This is a genomic window from uncultured Arcticibacterium sp., from assembly GCF_964021845.1.
Classification (GTDB): Bacteria; Bacteroidota; Bacteroidia; order Cytophagales; family Spirosomataceae; genus Arcticibacterium.
Genome location: NZ_CAXHZC010000003.1, coordinates 514137 through 539203 on the forward strand (window position 1 = coordinate 514137; position 25067 = coordinate 539203).

Below are 25067 nucleotides of genomic sequence, written 5' to 3' on the forward strand. Positions count from 1 at the left end.
ATGGAAGAAACATTTTTCAATAAATTATTAAAAGACAAAATCCTAGCGGCAGTCACTTTGGAGTCTAGTCAAGACGCACTTTTTGTGGCTGAGGCTTTACTTAAAGGAGGGCTTAATGTTATGGAAGTGCCTTTACGCACGGATGCCGCTTTGGAGGCTATTGCTCTTATTAAAAAAGAGTTTCCTGAGATGAAAATAGGAGCAGGTACAATTTTAAGGAAAGAGCAAATAGCTACTCTGGTAGATATTGGTGTAGATTTTGGCCTAAGTGCAGGCTTTAATGAAAACTTAGTAGAGGAAATAGCAAAGAGCAAATTACCCTACATTCCAGGGGTATTCAGTCCTTCGGAAATAGAGCGGGCTTATCAATTTGGGTTCAAAGTTCAAAAGGTATTTCCTATCGGTCAATTAGGCGGCACAAAGTATTTAAAAGCTATTTCTGGACCATATGGTCACCTTGATTTGAAGTTTATTCCTATGGGTGGCGTAAATCAAGAAAACTTTGCAGAGTATATTAAAGTAGGAAACGTAATAGCTGCTGGTGGAAGCTGGATGGTGAATAAAGAGCTTATTAAAAATAAGGAGTTTAAAGCCATAGAAGACGGTGTGAGAGCATTGATTAAGACGAGTCATGCCTGATATAAAAAACATTATTAGCTGCGACTGGGGAACAAGCTCTTTTAGATTAAGACTTGTTGACATAAATACAGAGCAGGTCCTTTCTAAAGTAAAAGACAGCGAAGGAATTAGTGTGGTCAATGCCAACTGGCTTTCACGGGACAAGCCTTCATCAGAACGAAAAGCATTTTTCCTTTCTGTTTTAAAAGAGAAAATTAAAAGCCTAGTTGGTCAAAACTTGGAGAAAACACCTGTTTTGATTTCTGGAATGGCTTCATCTTCCATCGGGATTGAAGAATTAAAATATTCCAATACACCTCTTTCAGTAAGTGATTTAGACTTAAGCTATTCAAAGTTTTATGACGACAGAGATATCTATATATTTTCAGGTTTAAGCTCTGAGCTTGATGTGATGCGTGGTGAAGAGACCATTATACTAGGCTGTGATTCTAGTGAAGAGGAATTGATAATTTTGCCAGGAACACATAGTAAGCACGTGGAGGTAAGAAACGGGTCAATTATAGATTTTAAAACCTTCATGACCGGAGAGTTTTTTAACATTTTAAGCACCAATAGTATTTTGGCAAACACTGTGTTAAAGCCAGAAGCTATGCGTTTAGATAATTCTTATTATCAAAAAGGATTAGAAGAAGGCTTTGTAGGTAACCTTTTAAACCTCACCTTTAATACTAGAACCTTGGGTTTGTTAAAGGCTGTGAGCAAAGAAGATTGCTATCACTATTTGAGTGGTTTGCTTATTGGTGCTGAGTTAAAAAGTATTCCCGAAAATACCGCTTGTGTTCATTTAGTAAGCGAAGGAAATTTGTTAGAGATTTACACTTCAGCATTGAAGGTTTTGAATACATCGGCCACCGTAAAGGCTACAGATTCCGGTAAGGCCTTTGTTAATGGTCATTTGAGGCTTTATAAAAGCCTTAGGTAAAAGAGACGCTGAACTAAATAATCAAACATTTTATATCTTTGTATCAAATAGTGTCGCAACACACTTACGGTTTGAGCGAGTATAAGAACTTTAGTTCAAAATCGTTATATCTCACTAAGTACCAATCTTAAATGGCTAAGAAAAAATCCATAGCTGACCTTTCAAGAGAGTTGAAAATTTCAACAACTACAATTTCTTATGTCTTAAATGGCAAAGGAAGAGAAAAGAGAATTAGTCAGAAGGTTATTGATCGCATTGAAAAGTATATCAAAGAAGTCGGCTATATTCCAGATTTTATTGGTAGGAGCTTAAGGACAGGGAAAAGCATGACCTTAGGTTTAGTGGTAGGTGAGTTAAGAAATCCCTTCTTCTCCGATATCTCTAGTGAAATAGAAAAACTGGCTGCAAAAGCAGGTTATTCTTTGATAGTAACCAGCTCTAATGACGAATTAGAGAAAGTTTTGAGGGCTATAAGGTTATTGGCAGATAGGAAAGTAGATGGTATAGCCGTAGCTTCTACAGAAGGCTTGGAGAATGAAATAAGGGCTTTATTAGAGAATAAGGTTCCTGTTATGTTATATGACAGATACTTAGAAGATTTGGCTTGCAGTAGTATTGTGGTCAATAACACGGAAAGCACTTTTGAAGCTACTAAGCATCTTTATGAGAATGGGTATAGAAACATTGGTTTTGTAACTTTTGAATCAAATCAGAGCAGCCGTCAGGATAGATTAAAAGGATATCAAGCTTTTGTTACTGAAAATAATTTGAAGCCAAGTGTTTTAAAAATACCTTATGATGTCGATTACACAGGAAATGCAAATAAAATTCTTGGGTTTATAAACAAGAATACAGAGATAGATGCAGTCATATTTTCAACAAATCTGCTTACACTTAGTGGCCTTGGTGCCATCAATAAGCTAGATAGAAAGATAGGTTTGATAAGTTTTGATGACCATTTGCTTTATGAAGTCTTCACACCAAGTATTACTGCCATTAGTCAACCCGTGAAAATAATGGCGGAAAAAATCATGGAGAATTTATTGAAAATGATAAACGGTAATCAGCCCTTTGTTTCTGACACAATAGTCTTACCAACAGTCTTAAAGGTAAGAGAATCTTCACAGCGTAAGTGATCGTTTTTTTTATATAAAAAGCCCCTTCCTGAGCTAGAATTGCTGTTTCTAAGCTAAAAACCAATACTTCTTTCTTAACCATAGCTTAATATTTAGCGAACAAAAAGGTAATAATTGAATCGTTGTTTTGCGGCTTGAACGAAATCAATTAATACACTTTATTTCTATGTTAAAAAATTACGTGGGAAAACTGAAATTCATTCTTGGATTCGCAGTTTTGAGTTGCTTATTTATAGAGCAACATGCTTTTGGAGGAGAATCGTTTGCATTTAATGTACGTGCATTAAAAGGAACGGTTAGTGATGAGACAGGTTCGGCAATGCCGGGTGTTTCTGTTGTGATTAAGGGAACTTCTATTGGTACTATAACAGACGGAGATGGTTCTTTTTCTTTAAATGTGGAGAATCAAAACACAGTCTTGGTTTTCTCTTTTGTGGGTTACCTTAGCCAAGAAGTGTTGGTAGGTAATCAGTCAAATATTAAGGTAGCTTTACTTCCAGATACGCAAGCTTTAGAAGAATTTGTGGTGGTAGGTTACGGTACAGAGAGCAGAAGAAACATTACTGCAGCTGTAGCTTCTATTGACCCAGACGATATTAAAGCTTTGCCAAAATCTAACGTGGTAGAAATGTTAGATGGTAGGCTTCCCGGTGTACAGGTGATGAGTGATAACATTCCTGGTGGCGGAGCTTCTTTAAGAGTAAGAGGTTTTAGTACCATTAATGATAACGACCCTTTGGTGATTGTGGATGGTATTCCTGTTTCTAATGGCATGAATAGCATTAATCCAAATGACATTGCTACTATGCAGGTCTTAAAAGATGCAGCTTCTGCTTCTGTTTATGGTTCTAGAGCGGCTAATGGTGTGGTAATTATTACTACCAAAACAGGTGGAACAAAAGATGCTTTCAAAGTGAACTTTGATGCTTATTCTGGCGTGCAAGCTCCATTTAATCAGCCAAGAATGCTTAATGCTCAGCAATACGGCGATGCTTTATGGCAAGCCACTAAGAACGATGGTCAGGTTCCGGCAAGTGATATTTATGGTAACGACCCAAACAATCCTACCATACCTGCTTTCTTAGATGCTGCACAAACTATTCCTAGTGCAGATGTGGACTGGGTAAAGGAAATAATGCAAACGGCTCCTATTCATTCTTATAATGTTACTCTTTTAAAAGGTGGAGAAAGAGCTCAAAACTCTTTAAGTTTAGGTTATTTCAATCAAGAAGGTATCATTAAGAATACTGGTTTTGAGCGTTATTCAGCTAGGTTTAATTCTACCTATAAATTGACCAACTTTTTAACCATTGGTGAGAATTTAGGTCTTTCTTACAGAGACCAAGTTTCTGTAAACACGAACAGTGCTTTGGGTAGTATTATTTACAATGCTTACAAGTTCCCATCTATAGTTCCTGTCAAAAATACAAATGGAGATTTTGCTGGTAACCCTATAAATGATATCGGAAACCCACTAGGTTCTTTGGATAGAGGAAAAGGAAATAACCAAAAAAGAATTCAGGCCTTAGGAAGTGCTTTTGCAAGCATCAATGTTGACAACTTTGTATTTAAGTCTGTCATCGGCCTTGATTTTCAGAACTATAACAGAAGAAGTTTTTCTCCAGTGTATGATGAGATTTTGGCTAGTAATAACACCAACTCTCTGAGCACCTCAAACAGCTTCAACTATCAGTCTACTTTTTCAAATACATTGACTTATAATAATGCTTTTGGAAAACATAATTTTGACGCCTTGCTAGGTCAAGAAGCCATCAAATATTACGGAGAGAGTTTTTCTGCTTCTAGAAGTACTTTTGCTTACGAAGACGATAGCTTCAAGTACCTTTCTTTTGGTTCTGAAAATCAGTTGAACTCAGGTTCTGCAAGTAGCTGGGCATTGAACTCTTACTTCGGAAGAGTTAACTATAACTATGATTTGAAATACCTTTTTAGTGCTACCGTAAGAAGAGACGGAACTTCAAGACTGGCAAATAATAAATATGGTACGTTCCCTGCATTCTCTGCTGGTTGGAGATTAGATAGAGAGGCTTTCTTTGACTTTGGTAACACGTTCACTTCTTTCTTATTGAGAGGTAGCTGGGGACAAACAGGAAATCAGAGCATCTCTTCTTATGCTACTGTGGATAGTTATACAAATAATAACGCCAACTCAGATTATGCTCTTGACGGTTCTCAGGGCTCTGTTTACTCAGGTTTGACGCAGTCTAGAGTTCCTAACCCTAACCTTAAATGGGAAACTACAAATCAGCTTTCTATTGGAGTGGATTTAGGATTCTTTAATGACAAATTGAACATTACTGCGGACTATTTTGATAAGGTAACGAAAGACATTTTGGTTTATAACTCTGTGCCTTTGACCTATGGTGGAACAAACGATGGACAGTGGATTAATGATGGAAAAATGAGAAACCATGGTATTGAAATTGACTTGAACTATGCAGACCAAATAGACGACTTAGGTTATAGCGTTGGATTTAATTTGACAGGCTTGAAAAACGAATTGACAGAGCTTAACAATGTTACATATTTAGGAATTCCAAGTTCTACACTTCACTCTGTGAACTTCGACCAAGAGGTTACTAGAAGTACCGTAGGTCAGCCAATTGGTGCATTCTTTGGCTACCAAGCAGACGGTCTTTTCAAAAATACTGGAGAAGTAGAAAGCCATGGCATTCAGCCAAATGCTGTTCCTGGTGATATTCGTTTCAAAGACGTGAACAATGACGGTGTTTTAGACGACAAGGACAGAACCTACATTGGCACGCCTCATCCATCTGTATTATTGGGATTGAACTTAAACTTCGATTATAAAGACTTTGATTTGGGTCTTTTCTTCAACGCAAGTTTAGGTAACGATATCTATAATTTGACCAAGTTTAACGGAGAGTTTTTTAACCAAGCAGCTTATAACAAAGACGTGAGCGTTTTAGATGCATGGACAGAGAGTAATGTGGATGCTACTATTCCAAGACTTTCTTTAGATGACCCCAATAATAACATCAGACCTTCTTCTTATTTCATAGAGGATGGCTCTTATTTAAAATTGAATAACCTTCAATTAGGATACACGCTTCCTGCTGCGAAAATAAAAGGTGCAAGCCTTAGAATTTACACGCAAATGAGCAATGTATTCACTATTACAAAGTACACTGGCCTTAATCCTCAAATTGGACTTCAGAGCTATTCTTCTAGTAATAGAAACTTGGATATCGGAGTAGATAGAGGACTTTATCCTCCATCAAGAACCATCATGCTAGGTTGTAATTTGAACTTCTAACAAACAGAAAAAATGACTTTTAAGATAAAGAATTTAATAAAAACGGCTAGCCTTTTTTCTTTGGCAGCCCTAAGCATTTCGTGTAGCGAAGACTTCTTAACGGAGGTGCCTTATGGCGAAGTTTCTCCTTCTGAAATAACAAAAGCAGAGAATGTAGAGCGAGCAATAGTTTCTGCTTACAGCGTGCTAAATGGTCAAATAGACGGAGCAAGTAATGCTTATAACTCACCGGCTTCAAACTGGAGTTTTGGTGATGTAGTCTCTGACGATAGCTATAAAGGTGGTGGAGGTACTGGTGACCAAAACAACATTCACCAGATGGAAATTTTCAATACTACAGCTACCACTTTTGACATAAAACGCAAGTGGATGGCTCTGTACGAAGGAGTAAAACGTAGTAATGAGGCTCTGAAATTACTAAACAATTCAGAAAACTTTGATGCTACATTGAAAGCTCAGCGTACTGCCGAGTTGCACTTTCTTCGTGGTCACTATTATTTCGAATTAAAGAAGACGTTCAACCAAATTCCTTACATAGATGAGACTGCTGAAACGGCAGAAGACTATGCAAAGTCTAACGTGGAGTTTACTTCAGAACAGCTTTGGGAGAAAATTGAAAAGGATTTTGAATTAGCTATCAGCGGTTTGCCAGAAACGCAGTCTGAAGTAGGTAGGCCTACAAAAGCTGCAGCAAAAGCTTATTTAGCAAAGACGGCATTGTTTCAAAATGAATGGCAAAAAGTATATGATTTGACATCAGAAGTAATGGGAGGTAAATATGCTCTATTGCCAGATTTTCAAAATGTATTTCTTCCAGAGAATGATAACAGTGAAGAAGTTATTTTTGCGGTGCAATATTCTGTTTTAGATGGCCAGCCGAGTAATTATAATGGAAGCATTGGTGACCGTTTAACTGCTCCAGGTGGACCATTTTATTCGCAATATGGTTTTCACAGACCATCTCAGAATTTGGTGAATGCGTTTAAAGTAACTGCTACGGGTTTGCCAGTGGAGAATAACGTGAATTTGACCACGGAAGATGCAGTAGACCCAAGATTAGACATCACTATTGCTCGCCCGGGAATTCCTTACAAAGACCTAGGCGTAAATTATGAAGAAAACTGGGCGAGAGATTTGTCTACCTACGGTGAGTTTTCTCCTAAGAAGAGAATTGTTTCTGCTAAATCGCCTTTCCATACATTAGTTTGGCCTTATGTAAATGCCATGAATTACTACGTGATAAGATATGCGGAGGTGATTTTGTGGAGAGCAGAAGCTGCTGTAGAATTAGGTAAATTAGAAGAGGCTAGAACTTTAGTAAACCAAATTCGTACAAGAGCTAAAAACTCTACTTATGTCAAAACTTTAGACGGAACTGCCGATGCTGGTCAATATGCTATTTCTACCTATGAAGCTGCATGGACCAGTGCAGAAGCAGCAAGAGCAGCGGTAAGAACAGAAACTAGGTTAGAACTAGCCATGGAAGGCCACAGGTTCTTCAACCTGGTTCGTTGGGGCGTAGCAGATAAGGTTATGAACGACTACCTAGCGGTGGAGAAAACAAGAAGGACGCATTTAACTAATGCAAGCTTTACACAAGGGAAAAACGAGTATTTCCCTATTCCACAAGAGTATTTGGATAATACAAAAGACAAAGAAGTGGTTCAAAACGCCAATTACTAGTCTATATAAAGAAAAGGAGAAAGAGGTCAACTGCTTGTCGGTTGGCCTTTTTTGCTATAAGATTGTTACATTTAAGAAACAATTCAACCTTAAAGTAATATGCGTCTAGTTCAGCTTTTAAACCCAAACAATGATAGGAAAGTAGCCCAAGTAAAGGGAGACAAGCTTCTTCTTTTGACTAATTATATTACAATTTATGATCTTGTTATGGATACTGTTAAAAATCAAAAAGAACTTGCCGCTCTAGTCAAGGAGGGCATAGGTTCAGAATGGCTCGATTATCAAAAAGTTTGGGAGGGGAAATCACCTTGGAAGTGGCTTCCATGCTTTGACCATCCGAGAGATGTGAATAACTGCATGGTTTCTGGAACCGGTTTGACGCATAAGGCAAGTGCAGAGAATAGAGACAAAATGAATGCTGCTGGTGAAAGTCAGACCGATAGTATGAAAATTTACTTTATGGGTGAAGAGAAAGGGAAACCAGCAAAGGGGGAAATTGGCGTACAGCCAGAATGGTTTTATAAAGGAAATGGTACCGTTTTAAAAGGTCATTTAGACAAATTAGATGTTCCTCTTTACGCTCTAGATGGTGGAGAAGAACCTGAAATTGCAGGTGTTTACGTGATAAATGAAGAAGGAGTTCCAGTAAGAATTGGTTTTGCCACGGGCAATGAATACTCTGACCATGTGATGGAGAAAATCAATTACCTCTACTTGGCACCTTCTAAAATTCGCTCATGCAGCATTGGTCCAGAGCTAGTTATTGATGAAGTTATTTTTCAAGACATTTCTGGAAATGTGAAGATAAAAAGAGATAAAAAAACTTTATGGGAGAAAGCCGTAAAAACGGGTGAGGCTAATATGGCTCATAGTTTAGAGAATTTGGAATACCATCATTTCAAATACGCCAATCATAGAGTTCCTGGTCAAGCACATATTCACTTTTTTGGGACGGGAGCTTTTAGTTTTGGTGATGGCATCAAACTAAAAGACGGAGACGAAATGCTAGTGGATTGGCCTCAAATGGGCAAACCACTAGTCAATAAATTGGCAGAGCATAGTGCTCCTGAAACGCTCATTAAAGTTGTTCCGATAAAGTAGCTGCCAAATCTTCCAAACGGAAAATAGTGGTGTCAGACTTTAAGGTAGGAACCTGATAGTTTCCAGTGTCTAAAACCGTATTCGGGAAATTATTTTGAATGGTTTCCCATTTGTTTAAATCTATTTCCGTTCTGAAAAGATATAGGCTTCTTAGTTTTTCTAGTGACTTAAGATGCTCCAAATCTGCTTCCGTTATCTTGGTGTTGTTAAGGTTTAGCACACGTATTTCCGTTAGCTGAGCTATGCTTTTTAAAGCCTCCGTATCCACATTGGTTCCGCTAATATCTAAGGTTCTTAGGTTTTTAAAATTAGCTAAAGAACGCAATCTTTCAGGAGTGAAATTTGTCTCTGCAGCTTTCATAGAAACTATATTTTCAGAAACAGTTTCTAAGCTTTGCCAAACGCTATCTGCTAATGTTTTTCCTAATAAATTGACCGTAAGGTAATTTGAGTTTTGTGCTAGGGGCAAAATTGTAATACGGCTTTCTTTAACTTTTTCAAGTGTCGAGGCATTGGCAGCTTTGATTTCTATCTCAGGGAAATCGGAGACGCTGACTTCCGTTTCTTTATTTGCTAAACGTTTTAAAATGGATTTGATTTCTGGACTTTGTTCTAACTCCGCCACTTTTTTGTCAAACGAAACGCCAGCGTCTATCCACCAGGCAACTAGCTTCACTTCATCTTCGCTTAATTGTGGTTTTCTGGATGGTGGCATGTGTTCATCATCGCTAGTGTCGATCACTAATCTTTGATAAAGGTCACTGTCGGCACTTTTGTGAGGAATTAGCAAATCTCCCGTTTCTCCACCTTTAAGAATCCATTTTTCACCATCTAACCTAAGTTCTCCTTTTTGTTTTTTCGCCGAATGGCAAGCCCAGCATTTTTCTGCAAAAATGGGTTCTATAACGTCCGTATAAACTAAGGCATCATCTACGTTTTCTATGACGGGTTTTTCATAAACCTTATTGCTAAAACTAAGATAGTCTTCCCCGTGTGTAAGGCTTCCACCCCAGTGGCCTGTGACAAAAAGAATAGGAGCGGAGGCTATCCACAGCCCATTTCTGACTTTAATGGAGTGCTCATTTTTGATAAACCAATAAAGAACACCTGAGATAAGTGTAAGAGCTATTCCTGCCCATTTGTGATTATTGACCAGTTCTTCTTCATAAGCTCCGGAAAGAGATAAGAGGTAACCACTCAGCGAGGTAAAAAAAGAGCTTATAAAAATGACAATCAGTAAAACAGGCAGAGTTTTATCATAGATAGAATCTTGTTTTTTAAGAGAAAGCCATTTGAATAAAAAGGCCAAAGCCCAGATGCCAATAGGTAAATGAAGAATAAGCGGGTGAAACTGACCGAAAAACTGACTCATTCTTTACGCAATTATATCTTTAATAACATGCCCCTCCACATCTGTCAGTCGGAAAGGCCTGCCTTGAAAATCATATGTTAACTTTTCATGGTCAAAGCCCAGTTGATTCAGAATGGTGGCCTGAATATCAAATGGCGTGACTTTTCCACTTAATGCTCCATACCCTATCTCGTCTGTCTCACCAAAACTAGCTCCCTTTTTTATACCACCACCAGCCATCCACATCGTGAAAGCTTCTGCATGATGGTCACGGCCTTTGAAGGCATTAGGTTTTCCCTCTCTGTTTTCTGCCATAGGCGTTCTTCCAAATTCTCCGCCCCAAACCACCAAGGTATCTTCTAAAAGCCCTCGCTGTTTTAGATCTAATAGGAGTGCCGTAACGGCTTTATCTGACTGCCTACATTTGTTTACCAAACCTACGTCTATAGAGCCGCCTTCGCTGGTGCCGTGTGTATCCCAACCCCAGTCAAATAGCTGTACAAAACGAACCCCTTTTTCGACCAGTTTTCTAGCTAAAAGGGCATTATTGGCGAATGCCGCTTCCCCAGGCTTAGTGCCATACATTTCATGAATATAGGCCGGTTCGTCATTGATATTCATCACTTCAGGTACAGAGGTTTGCATTCTGAAAGCCATCTCATATTGACTTATCCTGCTGAGTGTTTCTGGGTCGCCATATTCATCATATTCGGTTTGGTTAACCTTATTAATAGCATCTATGGAGGCCTTTCTTAAATCGCTGCTCACGTTTTTAGGATTGTCCAAAAACAGAATGGGGTCACCTACGGAGCGGCATTGAACACCTTGATAAACAGACGGCAAAAAGCCGCTACCCCAAATACTCTTTCCTGCGTCAGGGTTGTTTCCTCCGGAGGTTAAAACCACATAAGCTGGTAAATCGGAATTTTCTGTCCCTAAGCCATAAGTTACCCAAGAGCCCATGCTTGGTCTGCCTAATCTTGCACTTCCGGTTTGCATCAATAATTGAGCAGGAGCATGATTAAACTGGTCGGTAGTTACGGCTTTCAAGAAACTGACCTCATCTACCACCGACTGAAAATGCGGTAAATAATTACTTACATAATGGCCACTTTCACCATATTTCTTAAAACTTGCTTGTGGTCCTAGCATTTTAGGCACCCCCCTTATAAATGCGAATTTTTTACCTTCCAAAAAGGAAGGAGGGCAGTCCTGACCATCCATTTTATGAAGCTCTGGCTTAAAATCAAAAAGCTCTAATTGTGATGGAGCACCCGCCATATGGAGGTATATGACGGACTTTGCTTTAGGTGCAAAATGTGGAGCTTTAGCTGCCAAAGGATTAGCAGGGTCAAAGATATTAGCCGAACTAGTTTTAATGGGGTTTCCACAAGCACCCAGCATAGAACCCATGGCCAAACCACCCAAGCCCATAAAAGATTCTTTTAGGAAATTTCTTCTGGTTTGGTTGAGCAGTTTTCGCTGAACCGCCTCATTAAAAATTCTATCTTTATTATGACTCATTAGCTTTTGGTTAGGACTTCGTCTAGGTTTAAAACGGCATTATATACCAATACCATGGCGTCTTTTTCTGGCTGATTAGCCTCGCTTTCTTGATAACTTTTTAGGGCAGTTTTATATAATTCTAAGAGAGCAGCGGTTCTTTCTGCATTGATGCTTCTTCCGGTTAGGTTTCTATAAACTATACCTATGTTTTCTTCTGGTTTTTCAAAGCCAATTTGCTCTGCCATTTGCTTGGCAATATCCACATAGGCTTCATCATTTAAGGTGGTCAATGCCTGCAGTGGCGTATTGGTTCTGATTCTTCTAGAAGAACAAACTTCACGGCCTACGGCATCAAAATTCAACATAGAAGGGTAAGCACTTGTCCTTTTCCAATAGGTATAAACAGCCCTTCTGTATTTTTCATCGCCTTCGCTTTCTACCCATTTGGCACCATTATATGGAGAAAGCCAAATACCATCTGGCTGCATAGGCATTACGGGCGGCCCATACATTTTTGGGTTTAATATGGTAGTGGCGGCCAAGGCTTGGTCACGAATTTGCTCCGCACTTAATCTTATTCTAGGACCTCTAGCCAGCCATCTGTTTTTAGGGTCTTTCTCTATTTTTTCAGGGGTGACTTTGGAGTCTTGCTGGTAGGCGGCACTCATAAGTATTTCTTTCAGTAAAGGCTTTAATTTCCAATCATACTCATGCATGAGTTTCCAGCTTAAATGGTCTAAAAGTGCTTGGTTTGATGGCGTTTCGCCTTGAGTTCCTAAATCTTCTAGCGTTTCTACTATGCCAAAACCCCAAACCTGCTCCCAAAGTCTATTGACTATAGTTCTAGCGGTTAATGGGTTTTCATTTGATGTCATCCATTTGGCTAAACCGAGCCTATTTTTAGGGTATTCTTCAGAGAAATCATTGAGTAAGTCTGGTGTACCAGGGTTTACTTTTTCACCCAAAGAAAGCCAACTACCTCTTTCAAAAACACGTGTTTCACGACTCATGGCAGGAGTGTTGTCCACCATAATTGGTGTGCTTTCTGTTTTAGCTTCAAGTAAATTCCAGAACAAGTTTTTACTGCCTTTATCAGGAAAGCTGTTTGTGAAATGAAAGAAATTGAAATTCACTCCACGAGCTGTAGGGTTCTTTATTGAGGGGTTAGAATAAGATAGATATAAGTCGTCTGAGGTATTAACTGGGTTCAATTTTACTTCTGCAAATTCCCAACCCTTCGTCTGGTGGTTTAAGGTCAATTGACCAATAACAGGTCCTTGCGGACTTCCCTGATGAAACAGTAATTTTCCTCCAGGTATTTTGGAAGAGTAGCTCATGATTAGATTATTTGTACCTGCCCATGGAACATTTGGGATTCTAGCCGAAGAATTGTTTCGCATGGACAGCCATTTGGTGTCATTTAGCTCGGCATTAATAAAATTATCAGACTCTAAAGAGGCTATGGATGGCTGAAGTGTTTTAATAAACGTTACTATTTTTTGAGTCTCAGCTTCGCTTGTTTTTTGTTTTAGCCGTGCGGCCAATTCGTTTAATTCGGTCTTCTGTTTTTGGTCAAAATGACGAATCAATGGATAATCTTCATAAGAATCTACATCACGGGTATTATTAAAGAAACCCATAAACTCATAATATTCTTCATGCTTAAAACCATCGTAAGGGTGGCTATGGCACTGCACACAGGCAAAGGTGGTGCCCATGACAGTTTCCCAAGTAGTGTTTACTCTGTCCATAACAGCTGCTACCCGAAACTCTTCATTATCTGTTCCACCCTCATCATTAGTCATGGTGTTTCTGTGAAAAGCCGTGGCAATGTATTGTTCCTCCTTTGGGTTTGGAAGTAAATCACCCGCTAGCTGTTCTGTCAGAAATTGGTCGTATGGCATATCGGCATTAAAGGCATTGATAAGCCAGTCTCTGTATCGCCAGATATTTCTACCTCCATCTCTTTCATAACCTTTAGTATCTGCATAGCGTGCTAAATCTAGCCACATGGAGGTCCATTTTTCACCGTAATGTGGCGATGCCAATAAGGTATCAACTAATTTTTCATAGTTAGCTGGTGTTGGATTTTCTAGATAGCCGTCTTTGGTAGCTGATTCTTTTTGAAAACCAATGATGTCTAAAGAAAGGCGTCTTGCCAATATTTCTGGTTTTGCCGCAGGTGATATTTCAAGTCCATTTTCACTGGCTTTATGAAGTACAAAATGGTCAATATCATTTTGAACCCAATCAGATTCAGTTTTCAGGACTGAAGTTTTTTCAACTTTTTGATAAGCCCAGTGTTCACCCCATTTGGCACCTTCTTTTATCCATTGGCTTAGTAATTCTATTTCTTCTTGTGGTAAAGCTTCATGCTCAAAAGGCATTCGTTCTTCTGGGTCGTCTAAGGTCAAACGGCGAATCATTTCGCTGGCTTTTACATCACCTGGAACTATCGCATATTTTCCTGACTTTAGTTTGGCTTTAGCCTCTTCTTCAAAAAGCAAAGACCAGCCACCTTGCTTTTTCACGCCTCCATGACAAGCAATGCATTTTTTGTTAAGAATAGGCTTTATCTGTGTGCTATAGTCTACGGTCTCTTGTGTTTTACAGGAAGTGACCCAGTACATGGTGAGGCACAATGCACCTGATGTAAACCAGAGCAAGGTTTTCTTAAGCATTTTCTAATTTCATAGGTTTGGAATATGAAATTAGCTTTTTTAAGTGGAGGTTCAAAAGGTGAGGGCAATTTCCAAAGCCTACAAATGAATATTGCCAGCCAAAAGTGGTGAAAAAAGGGTGGTTTTGGCTGCGGATATATTTATAAGAGTTGGAATAATCTGTTTTTGGTGTCAAAGGAAATCCAGCTTAGCGTGGAGGCTATGCTTATCATAATACAGATTTTACATTGTTTAAAGAATTAATGAAACGTAAAACACGAATGAAATGATCAAGCCTTTCTAGCTGTTTGATTTGTTCATTAAAAAAGGTATTTGTCAATGAGTAGCATGAGTTCAAATCTGGTACGCTTGAGTTTTACAACTAAATGCCCTACCAAATATGTGTGAATTTTAAAATTAATTTAATCCGTTTTATTATGACTTTATTTAGTTAAACCCTTAATTTAGAGTAAGATAAAAAATTGCACAATGAAATTAAGACTACTCTTTCTACTATCATTTATTTCGGTCTTTACTTTTGGCCAAATAAAAATTACAAACTTCACTAATACTTCAGAATCCCTATCATGGGATTTTGAAAATGTCAGTGTAGGCGAATACTTGTATTTAAAATCAAGAAAACCGGGTGATTCGCAATTTGAAATATGGAAATTTAAGAATAATAAGGTAGAAGAAATTATCAAGATGCAGGCGGAGAGTATAAGGCTATATGCTGGAGAACTCAATGAGGAAGAACTTTTTATTGGAACTGATAAGGGTTTGTTTGTGCTGAATGTGGCTGAAACTGATCCTGTTTATATAGGAGACTTGGAAAATGCGACAAATAAGCAGGCACATTTTACATTGGGGAATACCTATTTGACAGATAAAAATTCAATAACTACTATTTCTCGAAGTCATGAGCTTACAAAAAAAAGTGTAAGTGGTGTCAATTTAACGTTTCAAACCTTCAAAGAGCAGCTGTTTGTTTTAGATCAAGTTATCGGAAATGAATTGGACTTACTTTCAATTTACGATGGTCACACCATGACCCCATTTGCTACCGGAATGAATGTCTCTATAGTTTATAAAAGCGATAATAATTTGATTTATACCGATTATAAAGATTCAAAACAGGGGTATTATTTTTTAAATTCAAATTTTGAGTCATCCTATTTAGGAGATTCTTGGTTTAGAACTACCGACAGTTTTTTGTATACAAGAAATGCAGATAATATGGATTTGGTAGATATGTTAACAGGTGAAATTCTTTACCGACATCCAATTAATCAAAATTTACAGTATTCAACTACAGTAAACGGAAAGCACATTTTTTATGAATATGATGTAGAAAATGAAAGAACAACCAATTACCATATAATAGAAGGAGGCTCAGAGGAAGTTGTTGACATTCCTAAGCACTTTAATGCTCTAAATACAACTTACTTAAATGATAAGGGTATTCTAGGGAAATTAAGTTATCAACTAGACGGACAAAACCGTACAAAATTCTCTTTTTTTAACCTGGAGTCAAAAAGCTTTCAAGAAATATTAGATGTCTCAGGTTCAGCGTATTCAACAGGATTTGATGATGTCATTTTATTAGATGTGAACCAATTAGGAAAGGATAGGGAATGGCAATATTGGTCTCTAAGCATGGAGAAACCTTTAAAAGCATTTAAGTATGCAGGAGAGGGGCAATTTTCATATCCAATTTTCTCGAATGCCATTTATACTAAAAGTGCGGAAGGGGGCTATGGCATTTATAAAATAGAGGATGGAAAACTTAAGGAACCTTTCTTTTTTAAAGATTACCCTTTATTTAATCCTGAATGGATGCCGAAAAATCGTGACAAGCTTTTTTATAAAAAATTGAGCCCTGAAACAGGCTTCGAAATAGGTGGTTTTACTGTTGATGGGTTAGAGGACTACGATGAAATTGCCGAAGGCGAAGAGGGTATTTTTCATGATGGATATGAGCCACGTATTTTTAGGCATTTGAATGATTACTATATCTTGGCACATACAACCAATGATGGATGGCAAGTTTGGAATTTAGATGCTGAAGTCGAAGTTAGCTTGGGTTTATCAGAAACAGATTTAGTTGTTTTTCCAAACCCATCTACCGATAAATTAAATATTAAAATGGATAATGAGTTTGCTACTTACTCATTGTTTTCTTCTGATGGGAGAAAAGTGAAGAGTGCTAATTTTGAAAAGGGGGAGTCTGCAATAGATGTTTCATCCTTACAGCATGGTCTTTACTTTATTAAATTAAAGGTGGGAGATAAGACTGTAGTTAAAAGGTTTTTGAAAAAGTAAATGATTCCAAAAGCATGGTTTTTCTTTTTAACCGGATTTTAGTGTATAGTTTCCTGCTTTTAGCTAATAGGAGTTTGTCTTAAGTTCCGTGGGAAAAGCAAGTTCTATTCTACTCATTAAAATTATAAAAATCACACTTAAGATATTGGCGTATAAGCATTTCAAGAATTGCTTGTTATAAACAAATATTATTCAAGAGGAAAAGCTATTTATCTGTTTATTAGGTGAGTATATGAGGATAGTGCAGGATGGTGAGGGGCTATTTAGAAGATAGCTTTGAGGAATAATACCTAAATAACAAAACCAAATAAAGCAGGCTATGAATCTAAAGCACCAGACCTTAGGCGAATTTGTCATTGAAAACCAAACAGCTTTTCATAATTCTACCGGAGAATTTTCAAAATTATTAAATGGCATAGGCCTGGCAACAAAGCTAGTAAATCACGAAATTAATAAGGCTGGCCTAGTTGACATTCTTGGTGGCGTAGGTGATATTAATGTACAGGGAGAGGCACAGCAAAAGCTAGATTTAGTAGCTAATAATTTATTTATAGACACCCTTACTAAAAGGGAGATTGTGTGTGGAATTGCTTCTGAAGAAGAAGAGAGCTTTATCAGTATAAATAGCCTAGATTTTCAGAATAAGAACAAATATGTGCTTTTGATTGACCCACTGGATGGCTCTAGTAATATTGATGTAAACGTTTCTGTGGGTACTATTTTTTCTATTTACAAAAGAGTTACACCTGAGGGTTCACCGGTTCAGCTAGAAGATTTTTTGCAAAAAGGGAGCAAGCAAGTGGCAGCAGGTTATGTGATTTACGGAAGCTCTACCATGTTGGTTTTTTCCACGGGGCATGGAGTCAATGGTTTTACCTTGAACCCTGCTATTGGTACTTTTTACCTCTCGCATCCAAATATGCATCAACCCGAAGACGGAAATATTTATACCATTAATGAAGGAAATAGAGACTTCTTTTCAGAGGGCATGAAAAACTATATTCGTTACTGTCAAGCTGGAAATGATGATAAACCGCCTTATAAAGCTAGGTATGTAGGTTCGTTGGTAGCCGACTTCCATAGAAATCTAATAAAAGGGGGAATCTATATGTACCCATGTTCTGCAATGGACCCAAAAGGAAAATTAAGGTTACTTTACGAATGCAATCCAATAGCATTTCTTGCCAAACAAGCAGGAGGAGGCGAAAGCGATGGTAAGCAGTCTGTACTGGATATGAAGCCAACCGAACTACATCAAAGAGTACCATTTTTCACAGGAAGTAAGAATATGGTGAAGAAGCTAGAGTCTTTTTTAGAGGGCGAGTAATATAGGTTTGCTCACATTTTTGACAACTTAGCTCGCTTTAAAGTAAAGTTTGTTTTACTTTTAGTCTTACAAACAAGTCTAAAAAACATGAGCACCACAAAATCTCAAATCTTTTTTTATCCTTCATGGGTAAAATTTGCTGGCCTTGCATTGATAGTATTAGCAATCGGGATTTTTGTTTTCCGTATAGCCCAATACGGTATTACAGATGTGGTTGGTTTAAGTGCTCCGGTGGCTTTTGGTCTAATGATGGTTTTCTTTTCAAAAGAAAAAATCATGGATGAGCGATGCGTCTTTTTGAAATTCAAAGCATTGGCGGTTTCATTGCCCGTTACTGCTGTTTTAGTTTCGGCGTATAATTACAGTAAAAACTTCAATGGTTATTCTATAGAAACAGATTCTTGGTTTTCTGTATCTGCATTTGAGGCTTTAAGTGTGCTTTTGATAATTGCTATTGTCCATTTTTACTATTTTAACGCCAGAGACTAAGGCATGAAGAATACCATAAAAGTAGAAAGAGCAAAGAAGGATTACACTCAAGCCGACCTGGCAGAAAAAGTGGGCGTTTCGAGGCAGACGATAAATTCCATAGAAAAAGGGAAGTTTGTACCCTCCACATTGCTTTCTCTTAAAATTGCGGCTGTCTTTGAAGAGAGGGTTGATAATATTTTTACGTTGGAAGAGGGGGATTGGTAGATTATAAATTCATTCCAAGTTTTCTGTCTATTTTTGGGTTTTAATTCCACGTCTATTAACATGAAGTATGACTTTTAAAACGCTTAAGAATTTCTTATTTCTCTCAATAGTTTTTTCACTGAATCTTTCAGCCCAGACGACTACTTCTGAGTTTTTTCTAAAGTCTGATAATGGGAAAAAGACATATAATTTAACCGGGAAGAAATTAACAGTAGAATTTTTTGGAGAAAATAAGAACCCAGACCTGATAAATAGGACTAATATTGAGGGAACTGTTCTTAGTAAAACGGATAGTTCCATTTTTCTAGAACTTTCTCATTCTCATGTCAGAGTGTATGATGGAGAGGAAGCATTGGAGCAATATCTTATCTACCGTAATGGGGAAGACAATTTGATAAGGATGTCTGTACCACTTAATAAGATTGATTATATTAGGATTCCATACCCCAAATTGGAGCCGGTTGACAAATTTGGAACATTTCTTTTTGTCTCGGGCTTAATAGGCTTGGGGTCTTTTGGATTATTGGCTGCAATTAAGAATGAGAATGTCCCAAAATATGTAGGAAAAGGTCTTGGCTATTCTTTAATTGGAACAGGTGTGGGTATGAGTCTTGGTACTATAGTTATGAAGGGAAAAAAAATCTCCTTTAATAAAAGGGGACCTTGGCAGGTTTTTCAAAAGTGAATCACCCCACCCTAACAATATGATTCTTCTTCCCTTTACCTATCAAAAGGTATTTGTCGTTTAGTAATGCCAATTCGGATACAGCAAGTTTTTCGTCTTGTAGTTTTGTTTTATTGACGCTTACAGCGTTTCCTTTAAGAGCTCTTCTGGCTTCGCCTTTTGAGGCGTATATGTTTCCGTTGGTAGTAACTGAAATCAGATCTAAAAGCGATTCACAGGCATCAAAATCTGCTTTTGAAATATTCGTTTGCGGTACGCCATCAAAAATACTGGTGAACGTTTTTTCGTCCAGTTCTTGAAGCATTTCTAGTGTAGCTTTTCCGTAAAGCACCTGAGAGGCTTTTACTGCTAAGTCGTACTGCTCTTGACCATGAACTCTAACAGTCACGTCTTCTGCAATAGCTTTCTGCACCACTCTTAAATGTGGGGCTTCGGCTTGCTGAGCTTCTAGTTTTTCTATTTCTTCTTGAGAAAGAAGCGTGAAAACACGAATAAGTCTTTTGCAGTCTTCGTCAGCTTGGTTAATCCAAAACTGGTAAAACTGGTAAGGTGATGTCAATTCTGGATCTAACCATACATTTCCAGACTCAGACTTACCAAATTTGGCACCGTCTGCCTTGGTAACTAAAGGTGTGGTTAAGGCAAAAGCAGTATATTCTGCCTTTTCTGGGTCTTCAGCATCTGCATTTTCTTTTCTTCTGATAAGTTCAGTGCCCGTAGTGATGTTCCCCCACTGGTCTGAGCCACCCATTTGCAGGCGAATGTTCTTGTTTTTATACAAGTGGTAGAAGTCATACCCCTGTAATAATTGATAGGTAAACTCGGTATAAGAAATACCTGTTGTCAATCTAGTTTTGACAGAGTCTTTACTCATCATGTAGTTCACAGAGATGTATTTACCTACTTCTCTAAGAAAATCTAAGAAACCAAATTCTTTAAACCAGTCGTAATTATTGACCATTTCGGCAGAGTTTTCACCGCAGTCAAAATCTAAGAATCTTTCAAGCTGTGCTTTAACACCCGCCTGGTTTTCTTTTAGTACATTTTCATCTAAAAACTGTCTTTCGGCAGATTTTCCAGAAGGGTCTCCGACCATACCTGTGGCTCCGCCAACTAGTGCGTAAGGTTTATGACCAGCTCTTTGCAGATGCACCAAAAGCATTACGGTGGCTAGGTTTCCTATATGTAGTGATTTTGCCGTAGGGTCAAAACCTATATAAGCGGAGGTCATTTCTTTTTGAAGTTGCTCCTCTGTCCCTGGCATGGTCTGATGAAACATGCCTCTCCACTTTAATTCCTCTATAAAATTCATGATTGTAAAATAGCTATGAGTTTTGAGCAATATTAGCCCAAGCCAGTCAGATTATTTCTTCTTTTTTTTAACGCCGTGCTTTTTCCACCATTTATAATATTCAGAGAAATTATAAGTGATACCCAGCTGAACAGTTCTGTTTCTATAGGTGGTTGCACTGTTTAAGTCGGTTCCACTGGTGGTTACGTCGTCTAGGCCTTGTACATATCTTATGTTTACACTAAACATAGAAAACATATCAAGGAGGTCTATTCTAGTACCTAATACTAATGCTTTATCTGTTTTGGCGTCAGGTCCAAACTGTTGGATTCCTTCTTTCTTCCAGCCTTGATTAAGTGCCCAACTAAATTCTGGGCCTATTTCAAAAGTGAGTCCTTTAAGAGGCTGAATACCTAAAAGTATAGGTGTACTTATGTATCTGTAAGTGTGTTTTTCATCAGGGGTACTGAGTGAAGAACCCTTGATTTGAAAAATAACTTCTGGCTGTAAGCTTATTTTTCCCTTGCTAAACCTTCCGAAAACACCCGCATGGTATTGCATCTGTAGTTTATTGGAAGTGCCGTCTGTATTATTATATATCTTAAGGTTATTAGCCTGAAGTCCAATTTTTGGCCCAAAAACAAATGGCCCAGTCTTCATTTGAGAAAAGACTGCTTGAGAAACCAAAAGACTAATTAAGAGTAATTTATATTTCATTATTTTTTATTTCTAGAACGTAACCGAGAGCCGGTTAAGTTTAAAGAGGGGCAAAAATACAGAAAGGCTTAGTCAGGTCAAAAATTCCTTTAGACTCAGTTGGTTAAATTTACTTAATTAGACATTCCATCAAAGCCGTTTTGCTCTCTATTGCCAATTAATTTTGTACCCATAAGCCATCTAGCTATTCCTTTGCTGCGTTTTGGTAGTTGTCAATGCTGTTTCAGGAGCAACTTATTTTCCAGTTAATGCCGAACCTGTCAAGACAAATGCCGTAATAGGAGCCCCAGAACTGGTCAGAAAGCGGTAATGTTATTTTTCCTCCTTTTGATAAAGCACGGAATAATCTATCTGCTTCCTCTCTGTTATCGGTGCTCAGAAATAGCGAAAAGTTATTTTTTGTCTCTTTTTTGTTGGGTTCAATAATGTCGGCTCCTAGTAAAACCGTTTCTTTACTAATGGGCAAAGCCACGTGCATAATTTGCTCATCTGTACAGTTTGGGAAATTTATTCTAGCTGCTTCAGGAACATCTTTATAGCGACCTAAATATTGAAACTCCTTTTTAAATACGGCTTTGTAAAAGTTAAACGCCGACTCACAATCGCCATTAAAATACAAATAGGTATTAACTGTAGTCATAAAATTTATTCTCTAAGCTCCAATTTACGAGCTAATTACCTAATCTAAGTCCCAAATTCAAATTTCAGACTGGCATTTACACCAAAGTTCTTAGCAGGCGTAAAGTAATCAGCTTGTCTAAAGGCGAAATCAAAATAAGGGGTAAGCTGGCCTACAAAATTTCCGTATTTATACTGCACACCCATTCCGTAGAAGAGGTTATTGAATGTTTTTGGTTTTCTTTTAGCTTCAAACCTATTTTGAATTTGCTGCCCAAGTGGTCCACTAGCGTAATCAACGTTTTGATAAACAGACAAATCAAGCTTTGTGCCTGCCGAAATCATAAAATTAAACCTGCTCCAAGTATTGATATAATAGTTAAAATATAATGGGAGTTTTATGAATGACGTTTTAATAGAAATGTCTTCTATTAGCTCTGGTCTTTGATTGACAAAGCTGTTAAACTCTTTGTCAAACTCTTTGCCTGTGTTTTTGTTGAAATCCTTGGCAAAAGGGTGTTTGGTTTCTACCTGGCCAGAAAAAATAGCGGAAGCATTAAAACTTAGTTTGTCTGAAAGGAAAACTTCGGCTGTTGGGCCTGTGGCTAAAACCCTTAAACCCAAGTAGTCAGAATTTATTCCGAAACGCATTTTGGGCCAATTGATTTTTTTCTTCGCCTTTTCTGGGTCTGTTCTTTCTGTCGATACTATTTCTTCCTCATCGTCCTTAATTTTCTCTAAGGTTTCTGCAGATGATTCTTCGCTTTCTTTCTTAGAAACATCTGCGACCAAAGCTTCATCATCAGTAACGTTTAGATTACTTTCAGTTTCTATAGCGGCCTCGTTATTAGTGTCAATTGGAGTACTTTGCTTCTCTTTTAAGGTAGTTCCATTCTCTGCAATTATCTTATCTTGAGCCTTTGAAGAGTTTCTGTTTTCGATGAAATTGTTTTCGTCAACTGGAGACTGAACAATAGTTCCTTGAGAATCATCAATGTTACTGCCTGTCTTCAGGTTTGTTTCTTTTGGCCTTTGAGCGTTTAATGCAAGATTTTCTTTCCTCAGTTTTTCTAGCTCCGTTTGTAAGTAGGCTACATCTTTTGATGCGTTCGCATAGCCTTGGTTTAGCCCTTTTTGGAAAGACTCACTTTCTGATCTTTCCACACGAATATATTTATCTATTTCTCGGGTAATATAAACAGTGTCAGCTTTTTCTAGGCTATAGAGGTTTTGCTGCGGGACCTCTTTTTTTTGTAATTCTATTTGATTTGTAAGTGTAGAAATCTCGCCATTCAGTCTTTCGGTTTTAGTGTTAAATAGATATACTGTAAAGAGCAGTGCAGCGGTGCTTAGCCCACTTACTGTCCATCCTAAATTTGTGGTAAACACTGTGGTGTACCATGGAGCGGGTAGCAACTTGCTAAAGTTTTCCCAAGAGCCTGAATCATATTTCGGAATATGATTAACGAGTTTTTCTCGTATTTTTTTATCAAATGACATTTCTATAGTTATTTATGTCTGATGAATATCTTTTTACTAATTCCTGCATTTTTACTCTAGCCTTAGAAAGGTTTGAACGAGAAGTTCCTTCGTTTATTCCTAACATTTTTCCTATTTCGGCGTGGTTATAACCATCCACAATAAATAAAGAAAAAACGGCTCTATAAGAAGGCGGAAGATATTTCATTAAATCTAAAATTTCTTCAGCCGATAGTTTTTCAAGAAGATGGTCTTCATAGGAAAGATAGTGTAGATCATCAATATCAACCATACCAACCCTAGAATGGTTTTTCCGGTAATAGTCAATGCAGGTTCTGACCATGACAGTTTTAAACCAAGCCTCAAATGATTGATTTCTGTCGTATAACTCCAGTTTGGCAAAAATTTTCAAGAAACCATCATTCATCATTTCTTGAACCTCATCACTGCTGGAAGCATAACGCATAGCAATACTCTTGGCAAATCCGTAGAATTGCTCATAGAGTTGCTTTTGGGCAGAGGACCTCTTTTTGAGGCATCCGTCCAAGATCTCATCTAAGTTTAAATTTTTCTTCTTTCTGTGAAACACGAAAAGGGGTTTGGTTAAAAGAATTAAACGCCTTCCTGATTAATAATACGCAAAACTGTGCCACCAGCGTTGCCTCTTATTTTTTATTTTATTCTTAGGCAACGAAACGCAGCTGAGCCGACGTATTAAATAATTGAAAACACGAACAGGACGGTTAAGTCTATCAAACGCTTTTTTAGTTAAACCCTAATTAAAAACAAATTTGAAATAAATCTACTTGTAAGCTCTGCTTACTACTAATCTTTTCATAAAAATTAACATTTAAAAAAATGAGAAATTTAAAACTTACTTGGCTATTCGCACTTGGAATGGTGGCTTTCATGACTTCATGCGATAAAGAAAATGTGGCTATTTCATCAACAGATTCGGATCAAGCCTCCGCTTTAGTAGACATGATGTTTTTAGCTTCCGCCGACGACTCTACTGTTGCGTCAACGGAATATGGTTACAGAGGTAAATGTAGCGTAACCGAGGTATCGGTAGAAGACCTTTCTGTAACTATCACAGATTATATTACTGCAAACTATGCAGATGCTACCATAAATAGAGCGGGTACAAACGACAATACAGGAAATACTTATGTAAAAATTACGCTAAGTGATGGTACAGGAGCTGGTTTGGTTTTTGATGCCGACGGTACTTTTGTGGCGGAGAGAACTCGCCGTTCAAAAGGAACGAGTGTAGTAGAAGAAGATTTGCCGGTATCTATTACAGATTATATAGCGGCTAATTATGAAGGAGCCACAGTTAAAATGGCAATGCTTCAATCTGATGGCTCTTACGGTGTACTGCTTATTTTAGCCGATGAGACTTATCAGGGAGTTGGTTTTGATGCAGAAGGTGCTTTTGTAGCAGAATTTAGCATGAAAAATAAAGGTGGACATAAGCATGGCCCAGGTAAAAGAGGAGGCCACTAAGATTATAATTCTGGCGTTTAAAATGTTGTAATAGTTTAGCAAAAGGCCTCGATTTTTTTCGAGGTCTTTTTTTGTTATGCAATGAAATGAAAAAGCCCAAATCAATAAAGACTTGGGCTTTGGTATTCAG

Annotated in this window: 20 protein-coding genes; 12 read left to right on the forward strand and 8 right to left on the reverse strand. The window is 37.8% G+C overall.

Going from position 1 to position 25067, the window contains the following annotated elements; genetic code table 11:
• The 6 genes from eda to araD1 all read left to right on the forward strand — a co-directional run bounded on the left by eda (window position 1) and on the right by araD1 (window position 8779).
• Window positions 1–639, forward strand: coding sequence for a bifunctional 4-hydroxy-2-oxoglutarate aldolase/2-dehydro-3-deoxy-phosphogluconate aldolase (gene eda / locus AADJ06_RS11745; protein WP_341226644.1), 639 nt, complete (start codon window positions 1–3; stop codon window positions 637–639).
• On the forward strand, window positions 632–1561 hold the full coding sequence (locus AADJ06_RS11750) for a 2-dehydro-3-deoxygalactonokinase (protein ID WP_341226645.1): 930 nt from the start codon (window positions 632–634) through the stop codon (window positions 1559–1561). The genes eda and AADJ06_RS11750 overlap by 8 nt, the downstream gene beginning before the upstream one ends.
• Window positions 1562–1692: 131 nt before the next feature.
• Window positions 1693–2697 carry a LacI family DNA-binding transcriptional regulator gene (locus tag AADJ06_RS11755; protein WP_341226646.1) on the forward strand — a complete coding sequence of 335 codons (1005 nt, stop codon included), beginning with the start codon at window positions 1693–1695 and terminating at the stop codon, window positions 2695–2697.
• Between the two features lie 166 nt (window positions 2698–2863).
• Window positions 2864–5995, forward strand: a complete 3132-nt coding sequence (locus AADJ06_RS11760) for a TonB-dependent receptor (RefSeq protein ID WP_341226647.1) — start codon at window positions 2864–2866, stop codon at window positions 5993–5995.
• A 12-nt stretch (window positions 5996–6007) separates the two neighbouring features.
• Complete coding sequence (locus AADJ06_RS11765) at window positions 6008–7678, forward strand: RagB/SusD family nutrient uptake outer membrane protein (RefSeq protein ID WP_341226648.1); 1671 nt, start codon at window positions 6008–6010, stop codon at window positions 7676–7678.
• A gap of 99 nt (window positions 7679–7777) precedes the next feature.
• Window positions 7778–8779 (forward strand): AraD1 family protein, encoded by a 1002-nt coding sequence (gene araD1 / locus AADJ06_RS11770; protein ID WP_341226649.1) that lies wholly within the window; start codon window positions 7778–7780, stop codon window positions 8777–8779.
• Here the strand turns inward: araD1 and AADJ06_RS11775 are convergent.
• The 3 genes from AADJ06_RS11775 to AADJ06_RS11785 are packed head-to-tail and all read right to left on the reverse strand — an operon-like array spanning window position 8757 to window position 14317.
• Complete coding sequence (locus tag AADJ06_RS11775) at window positions 8757–10151, reverse strand: c-type cytochrome domain-containing protein (RefSeq protein WP_341226650.1); 1395 nt, start codon at window positions 10149–10151, stop codon at window positions 8757–8759. The two genes, araD1 and AADJ06_RS11775, sit on opposite strands and share 23 nt — an antisense overlap.
• 3 nt (window positions 10152–10154) lie before the next feature.
• The gene (locus AADJ06_RS11780; protein ID WP_341226651.1) at window positions 10155–11654 is read right to left on the reverse strand and encodes a DUF1501 domain-containing protein; all 1500 of its coding nucleotides are present in this window, start codon (window positions 11652–11654) and stop codon (window positions 10155–10157) included.
• Window positions 11654–14317, reverse strand: a complete 2664-nt coding sequence (locus tag AADJ06_RS11785) for a DUF1553 domain-containing protein (protein WP_341226652.1) — start codon at window positions 14315–14317, stop codon at window positions 11654–11656. Before AADJ06_RS11785 ends, AADJ06_RS11780 begins: the two co-directional genes overlap by 1 nt.
• Before the next feature lie 468 nt (window positions 14318–14785).
• Here AADJ06_RS11785 and AADJ06_RS11790 point away from each other — a divergent pair, with 468 nt between their 5' ends.
• From AADJ06_RS11790 to AADJ06_RS11810, 5 genes are all read left to right on the forward strand, one after another.
• A complete protein-coding gene (locus tag AADJ06_RS11790) occupies window positions 14786–16618 on the forward strand; it encodes a T9SS type A sorting domain-containing protein (protein WP_341226653.1) in 1833 nt (610 codons plus the stop codon).
• 319 nt (window positions 16619–16937) lie between these two features.
• Complete coding sequence (gene fbp / locus AADJ06_RS11795; RefSeq protein ID WP_341226654.1) at window positions 16938–17945, forward strand: class 1 fructose-bisphosphatase; 1008 nt, start codon at window positions 16938–16940, stop codon at window positions 17943–17945.
• Window positions 17946–18032: 87 nt separating this feature from the next.
• Window positions 18033–18434, forward strand: coding sequence for a hypothetical protein (locus AADJ06_RS11800; protein WP_341226655.1), 402 nt, complete (start codon window positions 18033–18035; stop codon window positions 18432–18434).
• A 3-nt stretch (window positions 18435–18437) separates the two neighbouring features.
• Window positions 18438–18641 (forward strand): helix-turn-helix transcriptional regulator, encoded by a 204-nt coding sequence (locus AADJ06_RS11805; RefSeq protein WP_341226656.1) that lies wholly within the window; start codon window positions 18438–18440, stop codon window positions 18639–18641.
• A gap of 67 nt (window positions 18642–18708) precedes the next feature.
• Window positions 18709–19326, forward strand: a complete 618-nt coding sequence (locus AADJ06_RS11810) for a hypothetical protein (protein WP_341226657.1) — start codon at window positions 18709–18711, stop codon at window positions 19324–19326.
• 1 nt (window position 19327) lies between these two features.
• Here the strand turns inward: AADJ06_RS11810 and tyrS are convergent, their stop codons facing one another.
• The 5 genes from tyrS to AADJ06_RS11835 all read right to left on the reverse strand — a co-directional run bounded on the left by tyrS (window position 19328) and on the right by AADJ06_RS11835 (window position 24020).
• Window positions 19328–20638: a tyrosine--tRNA ligase gene (tyrS, locus tag AADJ06_RS11815; RefSeq protein WP_341226658.1), complete on the reverse strand. Its 1311-nt coding sequence runs from the start codon at window positions 20636–20638 to the stop codon at window positions 19328–19330.
• 51 nt (window positions 20639–20689) lie between these two features.
• The gene (locus AADJ06_RS11820; protein WP_341226659.1) at window positions 20690–21334 is read right to left on the reverse strand and encodes an outer membrane beta-barrel protein; all 645 of its coding nucleotides are present in this window, start codon (window positions 21332–21334) and stop codon (window positions 20690–20692) included.
• A 223-nt stretch (window positions 21335–21557) separates the two neighbouring features.
• Window positions 21558–21974 (reverse strand): VOC family protein, encoded by a 417-nt coding sequence (locus AADJ06_RS11825; protein WP_341226660.1) that lies wholly within the window; start codon window positions 21972–21974, stop codon window positions 21558–21560.
• 44 nt (window positions 21975–22018) lie between these two features.
• Window positions 22019–23452 (reverse strand): hypothetical protein, encoded by a 1434-nt coding sequence (locus AADJ06_RS11830; protein ID WP_341226661.1) that lies wholly within the window; start codon window positions 23450–23452, stop codon window positions 22019–22021.
• On the reverse strand, window positions 23442–24020 hold the full coding sequence (locus AADJ06_RS11835; protein ID WP_341226662.1) for an RNA polymerase sigma factor: 579 nt from the start codon (window positions 24018–24020) through the stop codon (window positions 23442–23444). The genes AADJ06_RS11830 and AADJ06_RS11835 overlap by 11 nt, the downstream gene beginning before the upstream one ends.
• Before the next feature lie 269 nt (window positions 24021–24289).
• Here AADJ06_RS11835 and AADJ06_RS11840 point away from each other — a divergent pair, with 269 nt between their 5' ends.
• Window positions 24290–24937, forward strand: coding sequence for a hypothetical protein (locus AADJ06_RS11840; RefSeq protein WP_341226663.1), 648 nt, complete (start codon window positions 24290–24292; stop codon window positions 24935–24937).
• Window positions 24938–25067: the final 130 nt, after the last annotated feature.